Annotated in this window: 16 protein-coding genes; 5 read left to right on the top strand and 11 right to left on the bottom strand. The window is 72.9% G+C overall.

Annotated features, from left to right (window positions below; genetic code table 11):
* Positions 1-81: 81 nt before the first annotated feature.
* Positions 82-2,034, top strand: coding sequence for an anthranilate synthase family protein (locus ACFY7C_RS13575; protein ID WP_389648504.1), 1,953 nt, complete (start codon positions 82-84; stop codon positions 2,032-2,034).
* Positions 2,035-2,131: 97 nt separating this feature from the next.
* Here ACFY7C_RS13575 and ACFY7C_RS13570 read toward each other — a convergent pair whose 3' ends face one another.
* The 5 genes from ACFY7C_RS13570 to ACFY7C_RS13550 form a co-directional block, all read right to left on the bottom strand.
* On the bottom strand, positions 2,132-3,127 hold the full coding sequence (locus ACFY7C_RS13570; RefSeq protein WP_389648501.1) for a 2-hydroxyacid dehydrogenase: 996 nt from the start codon (positions 3,125-3,127) through the stop codon (positions 2,132-2,134).
* A gap of 68 nt (positions 3,128-3,195) precedes the next feature.
* Positions 3,196-4,185, bottom strand: coding sequence for an ATP-dependent 6-phosphofructokinase (locus tag ACFY7C_RS13565; protein WP_389648498.1), 990 nt, complete (start codon positions 4,183-4,185; stop codon positions 3,196-3,198).
* A 95-nt stretch (positions 4,186-4,280) separates the two neighbouring features.
* Entirely contained in the window at positions 4,281-4,928 is a 648-nt protein-coding gene (locus tag ACFY7C_RS13560) for a response regulator (RefSeq protein ID WP_389649517.1), read from the bottom strand.
* 92 nt (positions 4,929-5,020) lie between these two features.
* A complete protein-coding gene (gene macS / locus ACFY7C_RS13555) occupies positions 5,021-6,247 on the bottom strand; it encodes a MacS family sensor histidine kinase (RefSeq protein ID WP_389648495.1) in 1,227 nt (408 codons plus the stop codon).
* 28 nt (positions 6,248-6,275) lie between these two features.
* Positions 6,276-7,007, bottom strand: a complete 732-nt coding sequence (locus ACFY7C_RS13550; protein WP_389649514.1) for a lysophospholipid acyltransferase family protein — start codon at positions 7,005-7,007, stop codon at positions 6,276-6,278.
* Between the two features lie 212 nt (positions 7,008-7,219).
* Between ACFY7C_RS13550 and ACFY7C_RS13545 the strand changes: the two genes are divergently transcribed.
* Positions 7,220-8,002 (top strand): alpha/beta hydrolase, encoded by a 783-nt coding sequence (locus ACFY7C_RS13545; RefSeq protein ID WP_389648493.1) that lies wholly within the window; start codon positions 7,220-7,222, stop codon positions 8,000-8,002.
* Entirely contained in the window at positions 7,995-8,795 is an 801-nt protein-coding gene (locus ACFY7C_RS13540) for a hypothetical protein (protein WP_389648491.1), read from the top strand. Before ACFY7C_RS13545 ends, ACFY7C_RS13540 begins: the two co-directional genes overlap by 8 nt.
* A 15-nt stretch (positions 8,796-8,810) precedes the next feature.
* Here the strand turns inward: ACFY7C_RS13540 and ACFY7C_RS13535 are convergent, their stop codons facing one another.
* The 6 genes from ACFY7C_RS13535 to ACFY7C_RS13510 all read right to left on the bottom strand — a co-directional run bounded on the left by ACFY7C_RS13535 (position 8,811) and on the right by ACFY7C_RS13510 (position 13,852).
* Positions 8,811-9,569, bottom strand: a complete 759-nt coding sequence (locus ACFY7C_RS13535) for an endonuclease/exonuclease/phosphatase family protein (RefSeq protein ID WP_389648488.1) — start codon at positions 9,567-9,569, stop codon at positions 8,811-8,813.
* A gap of 88 nt (positions 9,570-9,657) precedes the next feature.
* Positions 9,658-10,599 (bottom strand): ROK family glucokinase, encoded by a 942-nt coding sequence (locus ACFY7C_RS13530; protein ID WP_389648485.1) that lies wholly within the window; start codon positions 10,597-10,599, stop codon positions 9,658-9,660.
* A gap of 86 nt (positions 10,600-10,685) precedes the next feature.
* Positions 10,686-11,183 carry a DUF5304 domain-containing protein gene (locus ACFY7C_RS13525; protein WP_389648482.1) on the bottom strand — a complete coding sequence of 166 codons (498 nt, stop codon included), beginning with the start codon at positions 11,181-11,183 and terminating at the stop codon, positions 10,686-10,688.
* A 51-nt stretch (positions 11,184-11,234) separates the two neighbouring features.
* On the bottom strand, positions 11,235-12,461 hold the full coding sequence (locus tag ACFY7C_RS13520; protein ID WP_389648479.1) for an ArsA family ATPase: 1,227 nt from the start codon (positions 12,459-12,461) through the stop codon (positions 11,235-11,237).
* A 100-nt stretch (positions 12,462-12,561) separates the two neighbouring features.
* On the bottom strand, positions 12,562-13,005 hold the full coding sequence (locus ACFY7C_RS13515) for an SRPBCC family protein (protein ID WP_389648477.1): 444 nt from the start codon (positions 13,003-13,005) through the stop codon (positions 12,562-12,564).
* 79 nt (positions 13,006-13,084) lie between these two features.
* A complete protein-coding gene (locus ACFY7C_RS13510) occupies positions 13,085-13,852 on the bottom strand; it encodes a metallophosphoesterase (protein ID WP_389648474.1) in 768 nt (255 codons plus the stop codon).
* A 255-nt stretch (positions 13,853-14,107) separates the two neighbouring features.
* Between ACFY7C_RS13510 and ACFY7C_RS13505 the strand changes: the two genes are divergently transcribed.
* Together ACFY7C_RS13505 and ACFY7C_RS13500 are read left to right on the top strand one after the other, a co-directional pair.
* The gene (locus ACFY7C_RS13505; RefSeq protein WP_389648471.1) at positions 14,108-15,904 is read left to right on the top strand and encodes an AMP-dependent synthetase/ligase; all 1,797 of its coding nucleotides are present in this window, start codon (positions 14,108-14,110) and stop codon (positions 15,902-15,904) included.
* Positions 15,905-16,082: 178 nt separating this feature from the next.
* A complete protein-coding gene (locus tag ACFY7C_RS13500) occupies positions 16,083-16,607 on the top strand; it encodes a hypothetical protein (protein ID WP_389648469.1) in 525 nt (174 codons plus the stop codon).
* Positions 16,608-16,656: the final 49 nt, after the last annotated feature.

Here is a 16,656-nt window from a genome sequence, read left to right as displayed (position 1 = left end):
GAGGGGCGGCCTTTCTCGTACCCGGAGCTCTCGCCCGGAGGCCGTTCCTCTTCCGAAACCCACGGAAGGAACACCCGTCCCATGGACCTCCCCCTCTCCCCCTCCCCCTCGCTCTCCAGCCTCCTCCCCCGGCTGCTCGACGACTCCTGCCCGCCCTTCGCGCTGCTGCGCCGGCGCACCCCGGGCCGGGACCACGACACCGTCGAGGTGCTGATCGGTCCGGTGCACGAGGCCGAGCGGCTCGCCGAGCTGCCGGTGGGCGACCGGCCGACGCTGGCGCTCGTGCCGTTCCGGCAGATCCGCGAGCGCGGTTTCGACGTGCGCGACGACGGCACCCCGCTCTCCGTACTGGTCGCGGAGGAGTCGTACGAGCTGCCGCTCGCCGACGTCCTCGACGTGCTTCCGGCCCATGACGTACGGGTCGAGGACGGCGGCTTCGACGTCTCCGACGAGGAGTACGGGCGGATCGTGCGGCGGGTGATCGACGAGGAGATCGGGCGCGGCGAGGGCGCCAACTTCGTCATCCGCCGCACCTACACCGGCACCGTGCCGGGCTTCGGGCGGGCCGACGCGCTGGCCCTGTTCCGGCGGCTGCTCGCGGGCGAGCGGGGCGCGTACTGGACCTTCGTGGTGCACACCGGGGAGCGCACGCTGGTCGGGGCGAGTCCCGAGGTGCACGTGCGGATGTCCGGCGGGACGGTCGTGATGAACCCGATCAGCGGCACCTACCGCTACCCGGCGGGGGCGGCGCCGACGCCCGAGGACCTGCTGACGTTCCTGGCCGACCGCAAGGAGACCGAGGAGCTCTCCATGGTGGTCGACGAGGAGCTGAAGATGATGTGCACGGTCGGCGACAGGGGCGGGGTGGTGATCGGGCCCCGGCTGAAGGAGATGGCGCATCTCGCCCATACGGAGTACGAGCTGCGCGGGCGTTCCTCGCTGGACGTGCGGGAGGTGCTGCGGGAGACGATGTTCGCGGCGACCGTCACGGGGTCGCCGGTGCAGAACGCGTGCCGGGTGATCGAGCGGCACGAGCCCGTCGGCCCGGACGGGCTCGGGCGGGGCTACTACGCCGGGGCGCTGGCGCTGCTCGGGACGGACGCGAACGGGGCGCAGACGCTCGACTCGCCGATCCTCATCCGGACCGCGGACATCGCCGCCGACGGCCGGCTGCGGGTCCCGGTCGGCGCCACGCTGGTCCGGCACTCCGACCCGGCGTCCGAGGTGGCCGAGACCCATGCCAAGGCGGCCGGGGTGCTCACCGCGCTGGGGGTACGGGAGGGGCGGCCGAGCGACGAGTCGCCCGCGGGGCCGCGGCTCGCCGACGATCCGCGGGTGCGGGCGGCGCTGGACGCGCGCCGGGCGGACCTGGCGCCGTTCTGGCTGAAGATGCAGGTCCGGTCGGCGGAGCTGTCCGGGCACGCGCTGGTGATCGACGCGGAGGACACCTTCACCGCGATGCTGGCGCATCTGCTGCGCTCCTCGGGCCTGGAGGTGTCGGTGCTGCGCTACGACGAGCCGGGGCTGCGGGAGCGGGCGCTCGCGCACCGGGGCCCGGTGGTGCTCGGCCCGGGCCCGGGCGACCCGTCGGACCCGGCGGACCCGAAGATGCGTTTCCTGCGCGGGCTGACGGCGGAACTGCTGCGCGGCCACCGGCACGGCCTCCTCGGCGTGTGCCTGGGCCACGAGCTGATCGCGGCCGAGCTGGGCCTGGACATCGTCCGCAGGCGGACGCCGTTCCAGGGGGCGCAGGTGCGGATCGACCTGTTCGGCCAGGAGCGGACGGTCGGCTTCTACAACAGCTTCACGGCGCGGTGCGACGACCGTACGGCGACGGAGCTGGCGCTGCACCGGATCGAGGTGAGCCGGGACGCGGAGTCGGACGAGGTCCACGCGCTGGTCGGCCGCGGCTTCGCGTCGCTGCAGTTCCACCCCGAGTCGGTGCTCTCACTGGACGGATCGGCGATCGTCACACGGCTGCTGGCGACCGCCGCAGCCACGGCGACCGTGACGGATCGCGGGGGCGTTCGTTAGGTCAGACGTTCGCCCCGCGTCAGCGGGGATGGTCCTTGCACGCCGGCGAAACCCGGCCCACGCAGGGCGTGCTCCCCACGCACGCGGGGATGGCCCGTCAGGCCCGCGGCACCAGGACGTTCTCGCTGCGCCGACCCGCCACGTAGTCGAGGACGTTCCGGAGCGTGGTGTCGACGATCTGGCCGACCGCGTCGACCGTGTAGTACGCCTGGTGGGAGGTGACCACCACGTTGGGGAAGGTCACGAGGCGGGCCAGGGTGTCGTCCTCGACGCCCGCGAGGGACTTGTCGAGGAAGAACAGGCCCGCCTCGGCCTCGTAGACGTCGAGGCCGACGCCGGTGAAGCGGCCGGCGCGCAGTTCGTGGACCAGGGCCTCGGTGTCGACGAGGCCGCCGCGGCTCGAGTTCACCAGGATCGCGTCGTCCTTCATGGAGCGCAGGGCGGCGGCGTCGATGATGTGGCGGGTGGCCGGGAGCAGCGGGACGTGGAGGCTGACGAGGTCGGACTCGGCGAGGAGCCGGTCCTTGTCGACGTACTTCATGCCGAGGTCGACGCAGGCGGGGTTCTCGGCGATGTCCCAGCCGAGCAGGTTCATCCCGAAGCCGTGGGCGATCCGGGTGAAGGCCTCGCCGATCTTGCCGGTGCCGAGGACGCCGACGGTGCGGCCGCGCAGGTCGCGGCCCATCAGTCCGTCGAGCCGGAAGTCGAAGTCGCGGGTGCGGTTGGAAGCACGGACGATCCTGCGGTTGACGGCCATCGCGAGAGTCCAGGCGAACTCGGCGACCGAGTAGGGGGAGTAAGAGGAGACACGGGCGACGGTGAGGCCGAGGCGCTCGGCGACGTCGAGGTCGATGTTGTTGAAGCCGGTGGAACGCTGGGCGATCATCCGGGTGCCGCCGGCCGCGAGGATGCGCAGCACCCGGTGGTCGAGGTCGGCGTTGACACTGGTGGAGACGATCTCGTGGCCGGCGGCGATGGGGGCCGTGTCCTCGGTGAGGAAGACGTCCAGGCAGCGGATGTCGTGGTGTCCCGCGAAGGCACGCTCGATGAGCGGCTTCTCGTCCGCCTGTACGCCGAATGCCAGGATTTCCACGGCTTTCCCCTCATCGAGCAGTGCCGGTCCGGATGTGGGCGAATATACGGCCGGTCCGGTGCGGGCGCTCAGCCGAAGAACACCCCGGCCTCCGCGTACAGCGCCGGGTCGACCGTCTTGAGGCGGGCGGTCGCGGCGGTCAGCGGCACGCGGACCACGTCCGTGCCGCGCAGGGCGACCGTCGTGCCGTAGGCCCCGTCCCGTACGGCGTCCACGGCGTGCAGCCCGAAGCGGGTGGCGAGCCAGCGGTCGAAGGCGCTCGGGCTGCCGCCGCGCTGGACGTGGCCGAGGACGGTGGTGCGGGCCTCCTTGCCGGTGCGCCACTCGATCTCGCCGGCCAGCCACTCCCCCACCGAGCCCGGCACGGGGCCGCCGTCGCTGGGCCGGGCGCCCTCGGCGACGACGAGGATCGGGGCGTAGGTGGCCTCGAAGCGGGAGGCGACCCAGGCGCAGACCTGGTCGACGTCGAAGCGCTGTTCGGGGACGAGGATGACGTTGGCGCCGCCGGCGAGTCCGGCGTGCAGCGCGATCCAGCCGGTGTGCCGGCCCATGACCTCGACGACGAGGACCCGGCGGTGGGAGTCGGCGGTGGTGTGGAGGCGGTCGATGGCCTCGGTGGCGATGCCGACGGCGGTGTCGAAGCCGAAGGTCCAGTCGGTGGCGGGGAGGTCGTTGTCGATGGTCTTGGGGACGCCCACGCAGGGCACCCCGTGTTCGGCGTGCAGCCGGGCGGCGATGCCGAGGGTGCCGCGGCCTCCGATGACGACGAGGGCGTCGGTGCGGTGTTTGGCGAGGTTCTCGCCGAGCCGCCGGATGCCGTCGGGGACGGCGAAGGGGTCGGTGCGGGAGGAGCCGAGCACGGTGCCGCCGCGCGGCAGGATGCCGCGGACGGCCTGGACGTCGAGCGGGACGGTGTCGCCGTCGACGACGCCGCGCCAGCCGTCCCGGAAGCCGGTGAGGCTCCAGCCGTACTCCTGGACGCCCTTGCGGACGACGGCGCGGATCACCGCGTTGAGTCCGGGACAGTCTCCTCCGCCGGTCAGCACTCCGACCCGCATGGGCACTCCTTCGCCGTACGTAGGGGACACGGCCCACGCTAATGGTGAGCCGGGTCACTCCGAGACGGCGAAGAGAGTGAATCGTCGCGGATGGCTCAGGCGTCGTCGAGGCCGCGCTCGATGGCGTAGCGGACGAGCTCGACGCGGTTGTGCAGCTGGAGCTTGCCCAGGGTGTTCTGGACGTGGTTCTGCACGGTGCGGTGGGAGATGACGAGCCGCTCGGCGATCTGCTTGTAGCTCAGGCCCTTGGCGACCAGGCGCAGCACCTCGGTCTCGCGCTCGGTCAGCTGGGGGGCCTTCGGCTCGTCGGCGCCGGTGGCCGGGGCGGGCTCGGAGGCGAGCCGCCGGTATTCGCCGAGGACCAGGCCGGCCAGGCCGGGGGTGAAGACGGGGTCGCCGACGGCGGTGCGGCGGACCGCGTCGAGCAGTTCGGCCGTGCTGGCCGACTTCAGCAGATAGCCGGTGGCGCCGGACTTCACGGCCTCCAGGACGTCGGCGTGCTCGCCGCTGGCCGAGAGCACCAGGACCCGCAGGCGCGGGTTGGCGCCGACGAGTTCCTTGCAGACCTGGACGCCGGGCTTGAGGGGCAGGTTGAGGTCGAGGACGAGGACGTCCGGGTCGGCCGCGGCGGCGCGGCGTACGGCCTGCTCGCCGTCGCCGGCGGTGGCGACCACGTCGAGGCCCGCCTCCGCGAGGTCGCGGGCGACCGCGTCCCGCCACATCGGGTGGTCGTCGACGACCATGACCCTGATCGGCCGCTGCGGCTGCCCCTCCGGTCCGCTCTGCCCGCCCTGTCCGCTCTGCGCGCTCTGCTCGTGCTGTCGGTGCTGCTCGTTCACTTCGCTCCTGCCTTCCCCCGCCGTTCCCGCGGTGTGCGCGGGACCTTCAGTTCCACTTCGGTGCCCTGGCCGGGGACCGAGATCAGTTCGGCGCTGCCGCCGAGGTCCCGCAGTCTGCCCCGGATGGACAGGGCGACGCCCATCCGGCCCTCGCCCTCGGCCTGGGCGAGCCGGCCCTCGGGGATGCCGGGGCCGTCGTCCCGTACGGTCACGATCACCTCGTCGCCCCAGTCCTCGACCAGGATCCACGCGTGGGCCTCCTCGCCCGCGTGCACCCGCACATTGTCCAGGGCGGCACCGACCGCGGCGGCCAGCTCGCGGGCGGCGGGTGCCGGGAGGAGGACGGGGGTGCCGGGGTCGGACAGGGTGACCCGGGAACCGGCGCGCGGGGCGAGCAGGGTGCGCAGGTCGACGTCGGTGCCGTCGTCCTCGTCGGGGACCTCGACGACCCGGACGACGGCGCCCTCGGACTCGTCCTCGGAGACGTGCGAGGGCCGGGTGAGGCCGCCGGCGACCAGGGTGCGCAGGGCGACCTCCTGTTCGCCGGCCATCCGGCCCAGCTCGGCCGCCTCGCCGCCGAGGGCGGTGCCGCGCCGCTGCACCATGGCGAGGACCTGGAGCACGCTGTCGTGGATGTCCCGGGCGAGCCGCTCCCGTTCGCGGGTGGCGGCCTCGATCTCCAGGGCGCGGGCGAGGGTGCGCTCGGAGGCGCGGGCGACCTCGACGACGTAGCCGATGGCGATGGAGGCGACCCAGACCAGCAGCACGTTGTGCAGGGTGTCCCGGCTGGGGTGGCCGCGCTCGATGATGTTGGCGACGGCGACCAGGGAGGAGGCGAAGCCGGCCCAGCGCCAGCCGCCCTTGATCGCGTACGCGAGGACGGCGCCGGCGGTCCATATCGAGGGCAGGGTGGGGTGGTCGACCGTCTGCGCCTGATGGTCGGCGAGCGGGGTGAGCAGGATGCCGGTCAGCGCGAGCGTGAGGTCGGCGACCAGGAAAGGCTTGGTGCAGCTGGCCGCGTTCGCCACCTTGGGAAGGGTGGCGAGGGTCCACGCGCCCATCACGGCGAGGAACGCCACGGCGATCCAGGGCCGTTCGTAGGTGTGCCGGCCGAAGTAGCCGAGCAGCACCGCGTAGATCATCGTGAGGACGCGGTACGCGGTGAGCGCGCGCCACAGCGGCTGCTCGACCGACATGCGCACGACACGTTCGCGCCTGGCCATCTTCCCCACCCCCCGGCGCCCCTCAGGGTCAGGCGCCGGACTCTTCCCGTGCCGCGATCTCGGCCTTGACGGCTTCCTTGGCGGCCTTCTCGGCGTCCGCGATCTGCCGCTTGGCGGCGGTCGCGTAGATGTCGACGTACTCCTGGCCGGACAGCTTCATGATCTCGTACATGACCTCGTCGGTCACCGAGCGCAGGATGAAGCGGTCGCCCTCCATGCCGTGGTAGCGGCTGAAGTCGAGCGGCTTGCCGATCCGGATGCCCGGGCGCATGAGCTTGGGCACGATCTTGCCGGGCGGCTGGATCTTCTCGGTGTCGATCATGGCGACCGGGATCACGGGCGCGCCGGTGGCGAGCGCCACGCGGGCCAGGCCGCCGGGCTTGCCGCGGTAGAGCCGGCCGTCGGGCGAGCGGGTGCCCTCGGGGTAGATCCCGAACAGGCCGCCCTTCTCGATGACCTCGATGCCGGCCCTGATCGCCGCCTCGCCCGCGCCGCGCGCGCCGGAGCGGTCGACCGGGAGCTGGCCGACGCCCTTGAAGAAGGCGGCCGTCAGCTTGCCCTTGACGCCGGGGGTGGTGAAGTACTCGGCCTTGGCGATGAAGGTCACCTTGCGGTCGAGGACGGCGGGCAGGAAGAAGGAGTCCGAGAACGACAGGTGGTTGCTCGCGAGGATCGCCGGCCCCTCGGCGGGAATGTTCTCGAGGCCCTCCACCCAGGGCCTGAAGGCGATCTTCAGTGACCCTCCGAGGGAGAACTTCATTGCGCCGTAGATCAACTCGCCAAGCCTTCCGTGTGCCGTCGGCATGACCTTATCCCGTACGGCACCGGTGGAGCCGCCGCGGGCGCCGTGGCTTCGCGGTCCTTCACGGCTACGGCCCTGGTCGGTGTCGGTCCGGTCGCGTACGGTGAAAGCCTTCCCCTTTATTGTCGCGCTTCGGCGAGATCCGAAGTCGAACCCGAACAGGAGACCCCGTGCCGGTCCTTCCTGGAGCCGAGCCGTACCGCCACGAGGGCGGAGAGGTCGGCGTCCTCCTCTGTCACGGATTCACCGGTTCCCCGCAGTCGATGCGCCCCTGGGCCGAGTATCTGGCCGGGCGCGGGCTCACGGTGTCGCTGCCGCTGCTGCCCGGGCACGGCACCCGGTGGCAGGACATGCAGCTCACCACATGGCACGACTGGTACGCGGAGGTGGACCGGGCGCTGCGCGAGCTGACCGAGCGCTGCGAGCGGGTGTTCGTGATGGGCCTGTCGATGGGCGGCGCGCTGACCCTGCGGCTGGCGGCGCGGTACGGCGACGCGGTCAGCGGGATCGTGCTCGTCAACCCGGGCAACAAGGTGCACGGCGTGGCGGCGCGCGCGCTGCCGGTGGTGCGGCACTTCGTGCCGTCGACGAAGGGCATCGCCAGCGACATCGCCAAGCCGGGCGCGGTGGAGATCGGCTACGAGCGGGTGCCGCTGCACGCGGCGCACTCGCTGCGGCGCTTCTTCCGGATCGTGGACGCGGAGCTGCCGCAGGTGACGCAGCCGATGGTGCTGCTGCACAGCCCGCAGGACCATGTGGTGCCGCCGGCCGACTCGGCGCGGATCCTCAGCCGGGTGTCGTCGACGGACGTCAAGGAGATCGTGCTGGAACAGAGCTACCACGTGGCGACGTTGGACCACGACGCGGAGCGGATCTTCGAGGAGAGCTGGGCGTTCGTGTCCCGGCTCGCTCCGGAACTCGTCGGCGAGAAGGGAAGCGCGAGCGGTGGCTGAGCAGCAGGACGGGGAGCGCGAGCCCCAGCCCATCGACGAGGAGGCGGCCTGGGCCGCGATCGTCGCCGGGTACGGCGAGGAGCCCGTCGACCCCCCGGGCGCGCGGCCCTTCCGGCCGGTGGAGGACCTGGCTCTGCCGGACATGCCGGAGGACACGGCCTCCGGTGAGGAGTCCGGCGGCGGGCGGGGGAACGGGTCTCGGCACGAGGGTGGCGAGGACACCGGAGCGGGCGAGGGCGCGGACAGCAGCGGGGCCGGGATCGGAGGCGCGGCTGCCGGCGGCCCGGTGGGGCCGGACGACGGCGAGAGACCGGCCGCGGAGAAGCCGGACGCGGCCCGGAAACCGGAGGCGGCCGAGAAGCCGGACAAGTTCAGGAAGCCCGAGGCGCCGGAGCAGCCCGAGCCGCCGGAGAAGCCCGCGCTGGGGTCCTCGGTCGTCTTCGCCCCGGGCGTGGGCATGGGCGGCGGCCCGCGCGACTACTCGCTGGCCGAGCCGGACGGGGGCGCGGGCGGCGATGACGCCGGCGACCTCGACGGGGGCCACTTCGTGCCGCCGGAGCCCCCGCCGCTGCCGGAGGCCGACACCACCACCAAGTTCGCCTGGCTCGCGGTGATCGGCGGCCCGGTCCTGATGCTGCTGGCCGTGCTGCTCCGGTGGGACATGACCTGGTGGCTGACCACCCTGTGCGTGGGCGGCTTCCTGGGCGGCTTCGTGACCCTGGTGGCCCGGATGAAGCACGACGACGAGGACGACGACGGCTTCGACGACCCGGGCCGCGGCGCGGTGGTCTGAGGCCTGTCGTTCGGATCAGGCCCGGACCGAGGGATCGGCCGGCACACGGACCACCGCCAGGACGGGCAGGTGGTCCGTCGCCGTCGTCAGGTCGCGCGGGTCGAGGTCGGTGGGAACGCCGCAGGCGAGGAACTCGACGCCCGGGGTGGCCAGGACCGCGTCGATGCGGCGGTCGGGGGCGGTGGCGGGCCAGGTGTGTTCCGCGCCCCAGGGCGCGGCCTCCCGGCCGTCCCGGAGCTCCTTCGTCAGCCGGGTCCAGGTCCGGCCGCCCGGTCGCTCGTTGAGGTCTCCGGCCACCACGGCGTACGGCGTGCCGAGCGCGGCCACCCGGTCCAGGAGCATGCCCGCCTGGGCGTGGCGCTCGTCGGCGTACAGGCTGAGGTGGCAGCTGACCAGGCCGAGCCGCGCGCCGCCGAACCGGACCACGGCGGTGGCGAGGCCGCGCCGGTGCCGGCCCGGGGTGAGCGGCAGCAGGACGTCCTCGGTGCGTTCCACGGAGGCCCGCAGCGAGCACAGCAGCAGCGGTCCGGCGGCGGTCGCGCCGCCGCTCAGGACGACGAGGTCGCTCTTGGCGGCCAGCCGGGCCGCGTGCTTGCGCCAGCGGAAGAAGCGCGGGGCCTCCTGGACGAAGACCAGGTCGGGGGCGCAGGACCGGATCACCCGGGCGAGGGCGTCCTCGTCGTCGCGCATCGAGCGCACGTTGTAGGAGAGGATCCGGACGACGGCGGAACCGTCCGGACCGGTACCGGAGTCGGGCAGCTCGCTCATCGCCATGGAGCCACCATAAGCACGGTGCCCGCCGCGCCCCGGAGGGCACGACGGGCACCGACGTGCGGACGGCCGGTTCTCAGCCCTGGGGGGCTCAGCCCTGGCGGGCGAGGTCGGCCGCGCCGACCAGACCGGCCTTGTTGCCGAGCTGGGCGGCGAGCACCTGGGCGTGCGGGCGGTAGCGGCCGCCGATCAGCCAGCGCCGGAAGGACTTGCGGATCGGGTCGAGGACCAGCTCGCCCTCGTCCGAGACGCCGCCGCCGACGATGAACGCCGACGGGTCGAACAGCGACGCCAGGTCCGCGAGGCCGGCGCCGGCCCAGCGGGCGAGCTCGCGGAAGGAGTCGACGGCGACCGGGTCGCCCGCACGGGCGGCCTCGCTGACGTGCTTGCCCTGGATGCCCTCGGGTGTGCCGTCGCCGAGACCGAGGAGCACCTCGGCGCGCTCGGGGGTGGCGTTGGCGCGCTGCTTCGCGTACCGGACGAGGGCGCGGCCGGAGGCGTACTGCTCCCAGCAGCCCTGGCTGCCGCAGCCGCACAGCAGGCCGTCGGGGACGACCCGGATGTGGCCGAACTCGGCGGCCACGCCGAAGCGTCCGCGGCGCAGCTTGTTGCCGATGATGATGCCGCCGCCGAGGCCGGTGCCGAGGGTGATGCAGATGACGTCCTCGTGGCCCTGGCCGGCGCCGAAGCGGTATTCGCCCCAGGCCGCCGCGTTGGCGTCGTTCTCGACGACCACGGGGAGGCCGACGCGCTGTTCGACCTTGTCCTTCAGCGGCTCGTGCCGCCAGTCGATGTTCGGCGCGAAGAGGACGGTGGCGCGCTTGTCGTCGACGTAACCGGCGGCTCCGATGCCGACGGCCTCGATCTGGTACCCCTTGCCGGCCTCGGAGACCGCGGCGCAGATGGCGTCGACGATGCCCTCGGGGGTCGGCGGGGTGGGCACGGTGTGCGTGTCGAGGATGTTGCCCTCCTCGTCGACCACGCCGGCCGCGATCTTCGTGCCGCCGATGTCGACGCCGATGGTGAGTCCCATGTGTCCCTCAGTTTTCGGTCGAGCCCCGCTAGGGCCCACCGTACCCGAGGAGGGGGACCGTACTGATCAGTCCGGATCGGTCCGGATCAGTCGAGGTCGATGTGCTGACCGGTTCCGGGGCCGTCGTCGTCCTTCGGCTTCTCCGGCCGGTCGCTTTCGCCGGTGTCGCCCGTGTCGCCGGCGGGGGCGGGGGCGGGGTCCGCGGCGCCGGTCGCCTGCCGGCTGTCGCCGCGGGTCCAGCGGGCCTCGTGGCCCTGGACGGCGGAGCGGTAGGCGGCGAGGAGCTCGTTCCCGGCGGCGGCGAGGTGGTCGAAGACCTGCGGGTTGCGCTCGATGACGGGCTCGACGAGGGCCTTCGCCTGGCTGACCACCTGCTGGACGGTCGCGGCGGCCTGCCCGCCGGCGAGGGGACCGCCGAGGGTGCCGCCCAGGGTTCCGGAGAGCTTGTCGGCGACGGCGTCGAAGAGCTTGCGGAACTCCTCGGCCGGGGAGCCGGGCTCCTCCCCGCGCTGCGCGCGGCGCCGGGCCTTCTCGGCCTCCAGGTCCTCGGCGCAGGCCTTGGCCCAGGCGTCCGAATCGCTCATGGCGTACTCCTTAGGGCTTCTACGGTCGACGGTACACGCCCTTCGCGGGGCTCAGGGAGTGCTCCTCGGCCAGAGCCCCGGGTCGGGTGCGAACCGGATCCGCAGGTCGCCGTCGACGAGTCCGGCGCCGGTGACGGTGCAGCGGCGCAGGACGGCCGGGAGGGCGACGGCGCGGCGGTACGGGCCGACCGCGAGGAGCAGTTCGTCCCCGCGGCGGACGAGGGAGAGCCCGTCCTTGACGGCGCCGGGCAGCGGGACGTGCCAGACCAGGATGCCGTCCTCGTCGCGGCGGTCCTCGACGGTCCAGGCGGGCGGCGCGGCGGGGGCCCCCTCGCGGTCGGTCACGGCGAGCAGCACCAGGTCCTCGGGGCCGCGCGGCACGCGCCCGAGGTGCGGCAGCTCGGTCAGGCCCGGGTGGGCGGTGCGGAGGGCGGCGAGGTGGTGGTGCTGTTCGGCGACGAGGCCGGCGAACCAGGGGTCGGGCGAGTCGGCGGGCAGGACCCGGTTGGCGACGACGGTGTCGAGGGCGAGGCCCTGGAGCGCGAGGCCGAGGCGGGTGAGGCGCAGGGCCTCGTCGGCGGCGGGTCCGGGTTCGACGACGAGCCGGACGGAGGTGTGCGGGGAGCCGATGACGTCCTGGACGGCGGCCAGCTCCTGCTCCCAGCGGGCGGTGGTCTCGTACAGCCATTGCGCGGGCAGGGGAACGCCGGCGAGCTGGGCGAGCATCGGGCGCAGGGCGCGGGCGGCCTGCCGCTCGGGCGGGAGCAGGCGGCGCAGATAGCGGCGCAGCTGCTCGGGCAGGGCGAGCAGCGCGAGGGCCTCGGGCACGGGGGGCAGTTCGGCGACGACGAGGTCCCAATCTCCGGCGGCGGCGTCCCGCAGGGCCCTGAGCAGCGCGAAGTGGCCGCTGCCGGGGGGTTCGGTGAGCTCGGCCTCCTCGAAGGGCGCGGCGCCGAGGAGTTCGAGGGCGGTGGTGGAGCGAGCCTGGAAGGCGAGGAACTCGCGCCGGAAGTCGGCGGCGGGGTCGGGGGTGAGGAGGTGCAGGCTGCCGGGGCCCTGTGGGCCGGCTTCGTCCTCGGCGTCCGTGAGCCGGACCGGCCGGGGCTGCCCGGTGCCGGTGCCCGTGCCGGGCCCGTCGGTGTGCAGTCCCGCCGCGCCGTCGGCGTCGGCCGACACCAGCAGCACCCGCCGCCCGGCCCGCGCCTCGGCGAGCGCGCTTCCCGCCGCGACGACGGTCCGCCCGGCGCCGCCGGTCCCGGTCACAAGAATGATCCTCATCCCCCGACCGTACCGGCGCCGCACCCCCGCACACGGGGGCGGGCCGCAGGCCCGGCGGGGTCGAAGGCCCGCACGGGGCGCCGGCCCCGGCGCTCGGGGGCTACTTCGGGGATTCGACGCGCTTCTTCAGGCCGGCCAGGGCGCGGTCGATGATGACCTTCTCCGCCTTGCGCTTGATCATGCCCAGCATGGGGATCTTGACGTCGACGGTCAGCTGGTAGGTGACCTCCGTGCGCGCGCCGCCCGCCGCCGGGGCGAGGCGGTAGGAGCCGTCGAGGGCGCGGAGCATCTGGGACTTGACCAGGGTCCAGCTGACCTCGTTGTCGCCGGTCCAGGTGTACGCGAGGGTGTGGTCGTCCTTGATGGCGCCCGCGTCGAGGAGGAGGCGGACCTTCTCCGCGCGGCCGGCCTCGTCCGTCTCCAGGACCTCGGCCTCCTTCACCTCGCCCGTCCACTCGGGGTAGCGGGCGAAGTCGGCGATCACGTTCATGACCTCGGCCGGGGCCGCCTCGATGGTGATGCTCGAGCTGGTGTGTTCCGCCATCGCGGTGGCTCCTCGTATGGGCGCGACTCGTATGTGCGTGAAGGCTATCGCGCCACCGTCACGCACCCGTACGAGGCCGTCACCACTCCAGCGTCCACGGCCGCCCGGTCGCCGCGAAGTGCCCGACGTTCACGCACTCGGTCGAACCGACCCGCATGCGGCGGGCGAGCGGCTGGTGGACGTGGCCGAAGAGGGCGTAGCGGGGGCGGATCCGGCGGATGGCGTCGAGGAGGGCGCGGCTGCCGCGTTCGAAGCGGCGGGCGACGGTGTCGTAGGTGAGCTCGGGGACCTCCGGCGGGATGTGCGAGCAGAGCACGTCGACCTCGCCGAGGGCCTCGACCTTCGCCGCGTACTCCTCGTCGGAGATCTCGTAGGGCGTGCGCATGGGGGTGCGCAGGCCGCCGCCGACGAAGCCGAAGACGAGGCCGTCGAGTTCGACCCGGTCGCCGTCGAGGACGGTGGTGCCGGGGCGGGCGTACTCGGGCCAGAGGCCGGGGATGTCGACGTTGCCGTAGGTGGCGTACGTGGGGGTGGGGAAGGCGGCGAACAGCTCGGCGTACTGGCGGCGGACGGCACCCTCGATGGCGGTGGCGCGGTCGACGTCGAGCGCCGCCCAGAGCGCGCGGCCGAAGTCGCGGGCCTCGTCGAAGCGGCGGGCGGTGCGCAGCTCGACGATGCGGTCGGCGTTCTCGACGCCGAAGAGGTCGGGGAAGATGCCGCGGCTGTGGTCCGCGTAGTCCAGGAAGAGCACCAGGTCGCCGAGGCATATCAGGGCGTCGGCGCCCTCTCCCGCCTTGGCGAGGGCTCCCGCGTTGCCGTGCACGTCGCTGACCACGTTGATCCTCATCCTGTCAGCCTAGGGGGTGCGACCTGCGGTTACTTGGGAGTCCGTAAAGCCGTGGACTACTGTGCGCGGAGCAACGCCATACATGTGTGACGCACGGAACATCTGAGCAGGACCCCCTATCGGGAACCGCGTACTGATGGGTAACGTCCGGGCAGTCCAGTCGTGCTCACCCCCACTGAGCACCTGCCCGATCTTGGACTTCACCGGTGCATCACACAGAGCCGTGGCGCCGGCGCCCGATGAGGAGCAGCAGTCTTGCGCGAGTTCAGCCTTCCGGCCCTGTACGAGGTCCCCACGGACGGCAACCTGACGGATCTCATCCGCCGCAACGCCTCCCAGCACCCAGATGTCGCCGTGATGGGCCGCAAGGTGGCCGGGGCCTGGACGGACGTCACCGCGAAGCAGTTCCTCGCCGAGGTCCGTGGGGCGGCCAAGGGCCTGATCGCCGCCGGTGTCGAGCCGGGCGACCGGGTCGCGCTGCTCTCCCGTACGCGCTACGAGTGGGTGCTGCTGGACTTCGCGATCTGGAGCGCGGGCGCGGTGACCGTGCCGGTCTACGAGACGAGCTCGCCGGAGCAGATCCAGTGGATCCTCGGCGACTCGGGCGCTTCGCTCGTCCTGGTCGAGTCGGCCGCGCACCAGGCGTCGGTCGAGTCGGTGCGGGGGGCGCTGCCCGCCCTCAAGGGCATCCGGCAGATCGACGCCGACGCGGTCCGTGAGCTGACCGAGAGCGGCGCGGACGTCTCCGACGAGGAGCTCGACCGGCGCATGTCGAGCGCGCACGCCGACGACCCGGCGACCATCGTCTACACCTCGGGCACCACCGGCCGCCCCAAGGGCTGTGTGCTGACCCACCGGGCCTTCTTCGCCGAGTGCGGCAACGTGGTCGAGCGGCTCAAGCCGCTGTTCCGTACGGGCGAGTGCTCGGTGCTGCTCTTCCTGCCGGCGGCGCACGTCTTCGGGCGGCTCGTCGAGGTCGCCTCGGTGATGGCGCCGATCAAGCTGGGCTGTGTGCCCGACATCAAGAACCTCACCGACGAGCTGGCGGCCTTCCGGCCGACGCTGATCCTCGGTGTGCCGCGGGTCTTCGAGAAGGTCTACAACTCGGCCCGGGCGAAGGCACAGGCGGACGGCAAGGGCAAGATCTTCGACAAGGCGGCGCACACGGCCATCGCCTACAGCCGGGCGCTGAGCACCCCGCAGGGGCCGTCCCTCGGTCTGCGGCTGAAGCACAAGCTCTTCGACAAGCTGGTCTTCTCGAAGCTGCGGGCGGTGCTCGGCGGGCGCGGCGAGTACGCGATCTCCGGCGGCGCGCCGCTGGGCGAGCGGCTCGGCCACTTCTTCCGCGGCATCGGCTTCACGGTCCTGGAGGGCTACGGCCTGACGGAGTCCTGCGCGGCGACGGCGTTCAACCCGTGGGACCGGCAGAAGATCGGCACGGTCGGGCAGCCGCTGCCGGGTTCGGTGGTGCGGATCGCCGACGACGGCGAGGTGCTGCTGCACGGCGAGCACGTCTTCTCCGGCTACTGGAACAACGAGGCGGCGACGGCCGAGGCGCTGGCGGACGGCTGGTTCCACACCGGTGACATCGGCACCCTCGACGAGGACGGCTACCTCGCGATCACCGGCCGCAAGAAGGAGATCCTGGTGACGGCGGGCGGCAAGAACGTCGCCCCGGCGGTCATCGAGGACCGGATCCGGGGGCACGCGCTGGTCGCCGAGTGCATGGTGGTCGGCGACGGGCGGCCGTTCGTGGGCGCGCTCGTGACCATCGACGAGGAGTTCCTGGGCCGTTGGGCGGCGGAGCACGGCAAGCCGGCCGGCTCGACGGCGGCCACGCTGCGGGACGACCCGGAGCTGATGGCGGAGGTCCAGCGGGCGGTGGACGACGGCAACGCGGCGGTCTCGAAGGCGGAGTCGGTTCGGAAGTTCCGTATCCTGTCCGCGCAGTTCACGGAGGAGGCGGGGCACATCACCCCGTCGCTGAAGCTGAAGCGCAACGTGGTGGCGAAGGACTTCGCCGACGAGATCGAGGCGATCTACCGGGCCTGACAGCTCTTCGGAACGCCCCTGGCGGGCCCGACTACCGGGCCGGTCGGGGGCGTTCGCGCGCGTCAGGGCCGGAACGGACCATTCCGTACACACGGACACACAGGGACACAGACACCACCACACGCCCCACACGGATCACACGCACACATCACGCACACACACGAGAGGAAACGCAGTCATGCGGCTCCAGCGCACCGCGGCCGTCCTGGGCGCGGCCCTCACCGCCCTCGTCGCCGTCACCGGGTGCGGCAGCACCTGGGGCGAGGACCTCGGGCTGCCCTCGGCCCCCGACATGGCGGCGATCGAGAAGCTGGTCGCCGCGCACACCATGTGCAGCGACCTTCGGTCCGGCACGAACGACGGCGGCGCCATGGGCCTCGAGGCGAAGGACCCGGCGTGGGCGGTGAAGCAGCGCGCGATGTGCGGCGACGACGCCAGGGACACCGTCACGCTGCTGTCCCTCTCCGACATGGAGAAGTTCCAGCGGGCGAACAAGGACGCCGCTGCCCGGGGCCAGGGCCGCCGCTTCCTGATCGGCCAGGACTTCGCCCTGGTGGCGGGCGACGACGCCACCGCCAAGGCCCTGCTGAAGTCCGAGGTCATGCTCTTCACCTGTGAGAAGGGCTTCAAGGTGCCCGACGGCTACCGCAACGAGAAGCCCCTCGTCGACGGCTGCGCCCTGACGGACTACCTGCCGGGCTGAGTCCCGCCCCCGGGCCACGGCGGTCCGGGGGCCGCGGTCCTCGGACCGC

Origin of the sequence: Streptomyces sp. NPDC012769, assembly GCF_042901205.1 — a bacterium.
In the GTDB taxonomy this organism is placed as follows: Bacteria; Actinomycetota; Actinomycetes; order Streptomycetales; family Streptomycetaceae; genus Streptomyces.
The sequence above is the reverse complement of the archived record's forward strand: the minus strand, read 5'-3'. Positions and strand labels throughout refer to the sequence as shown.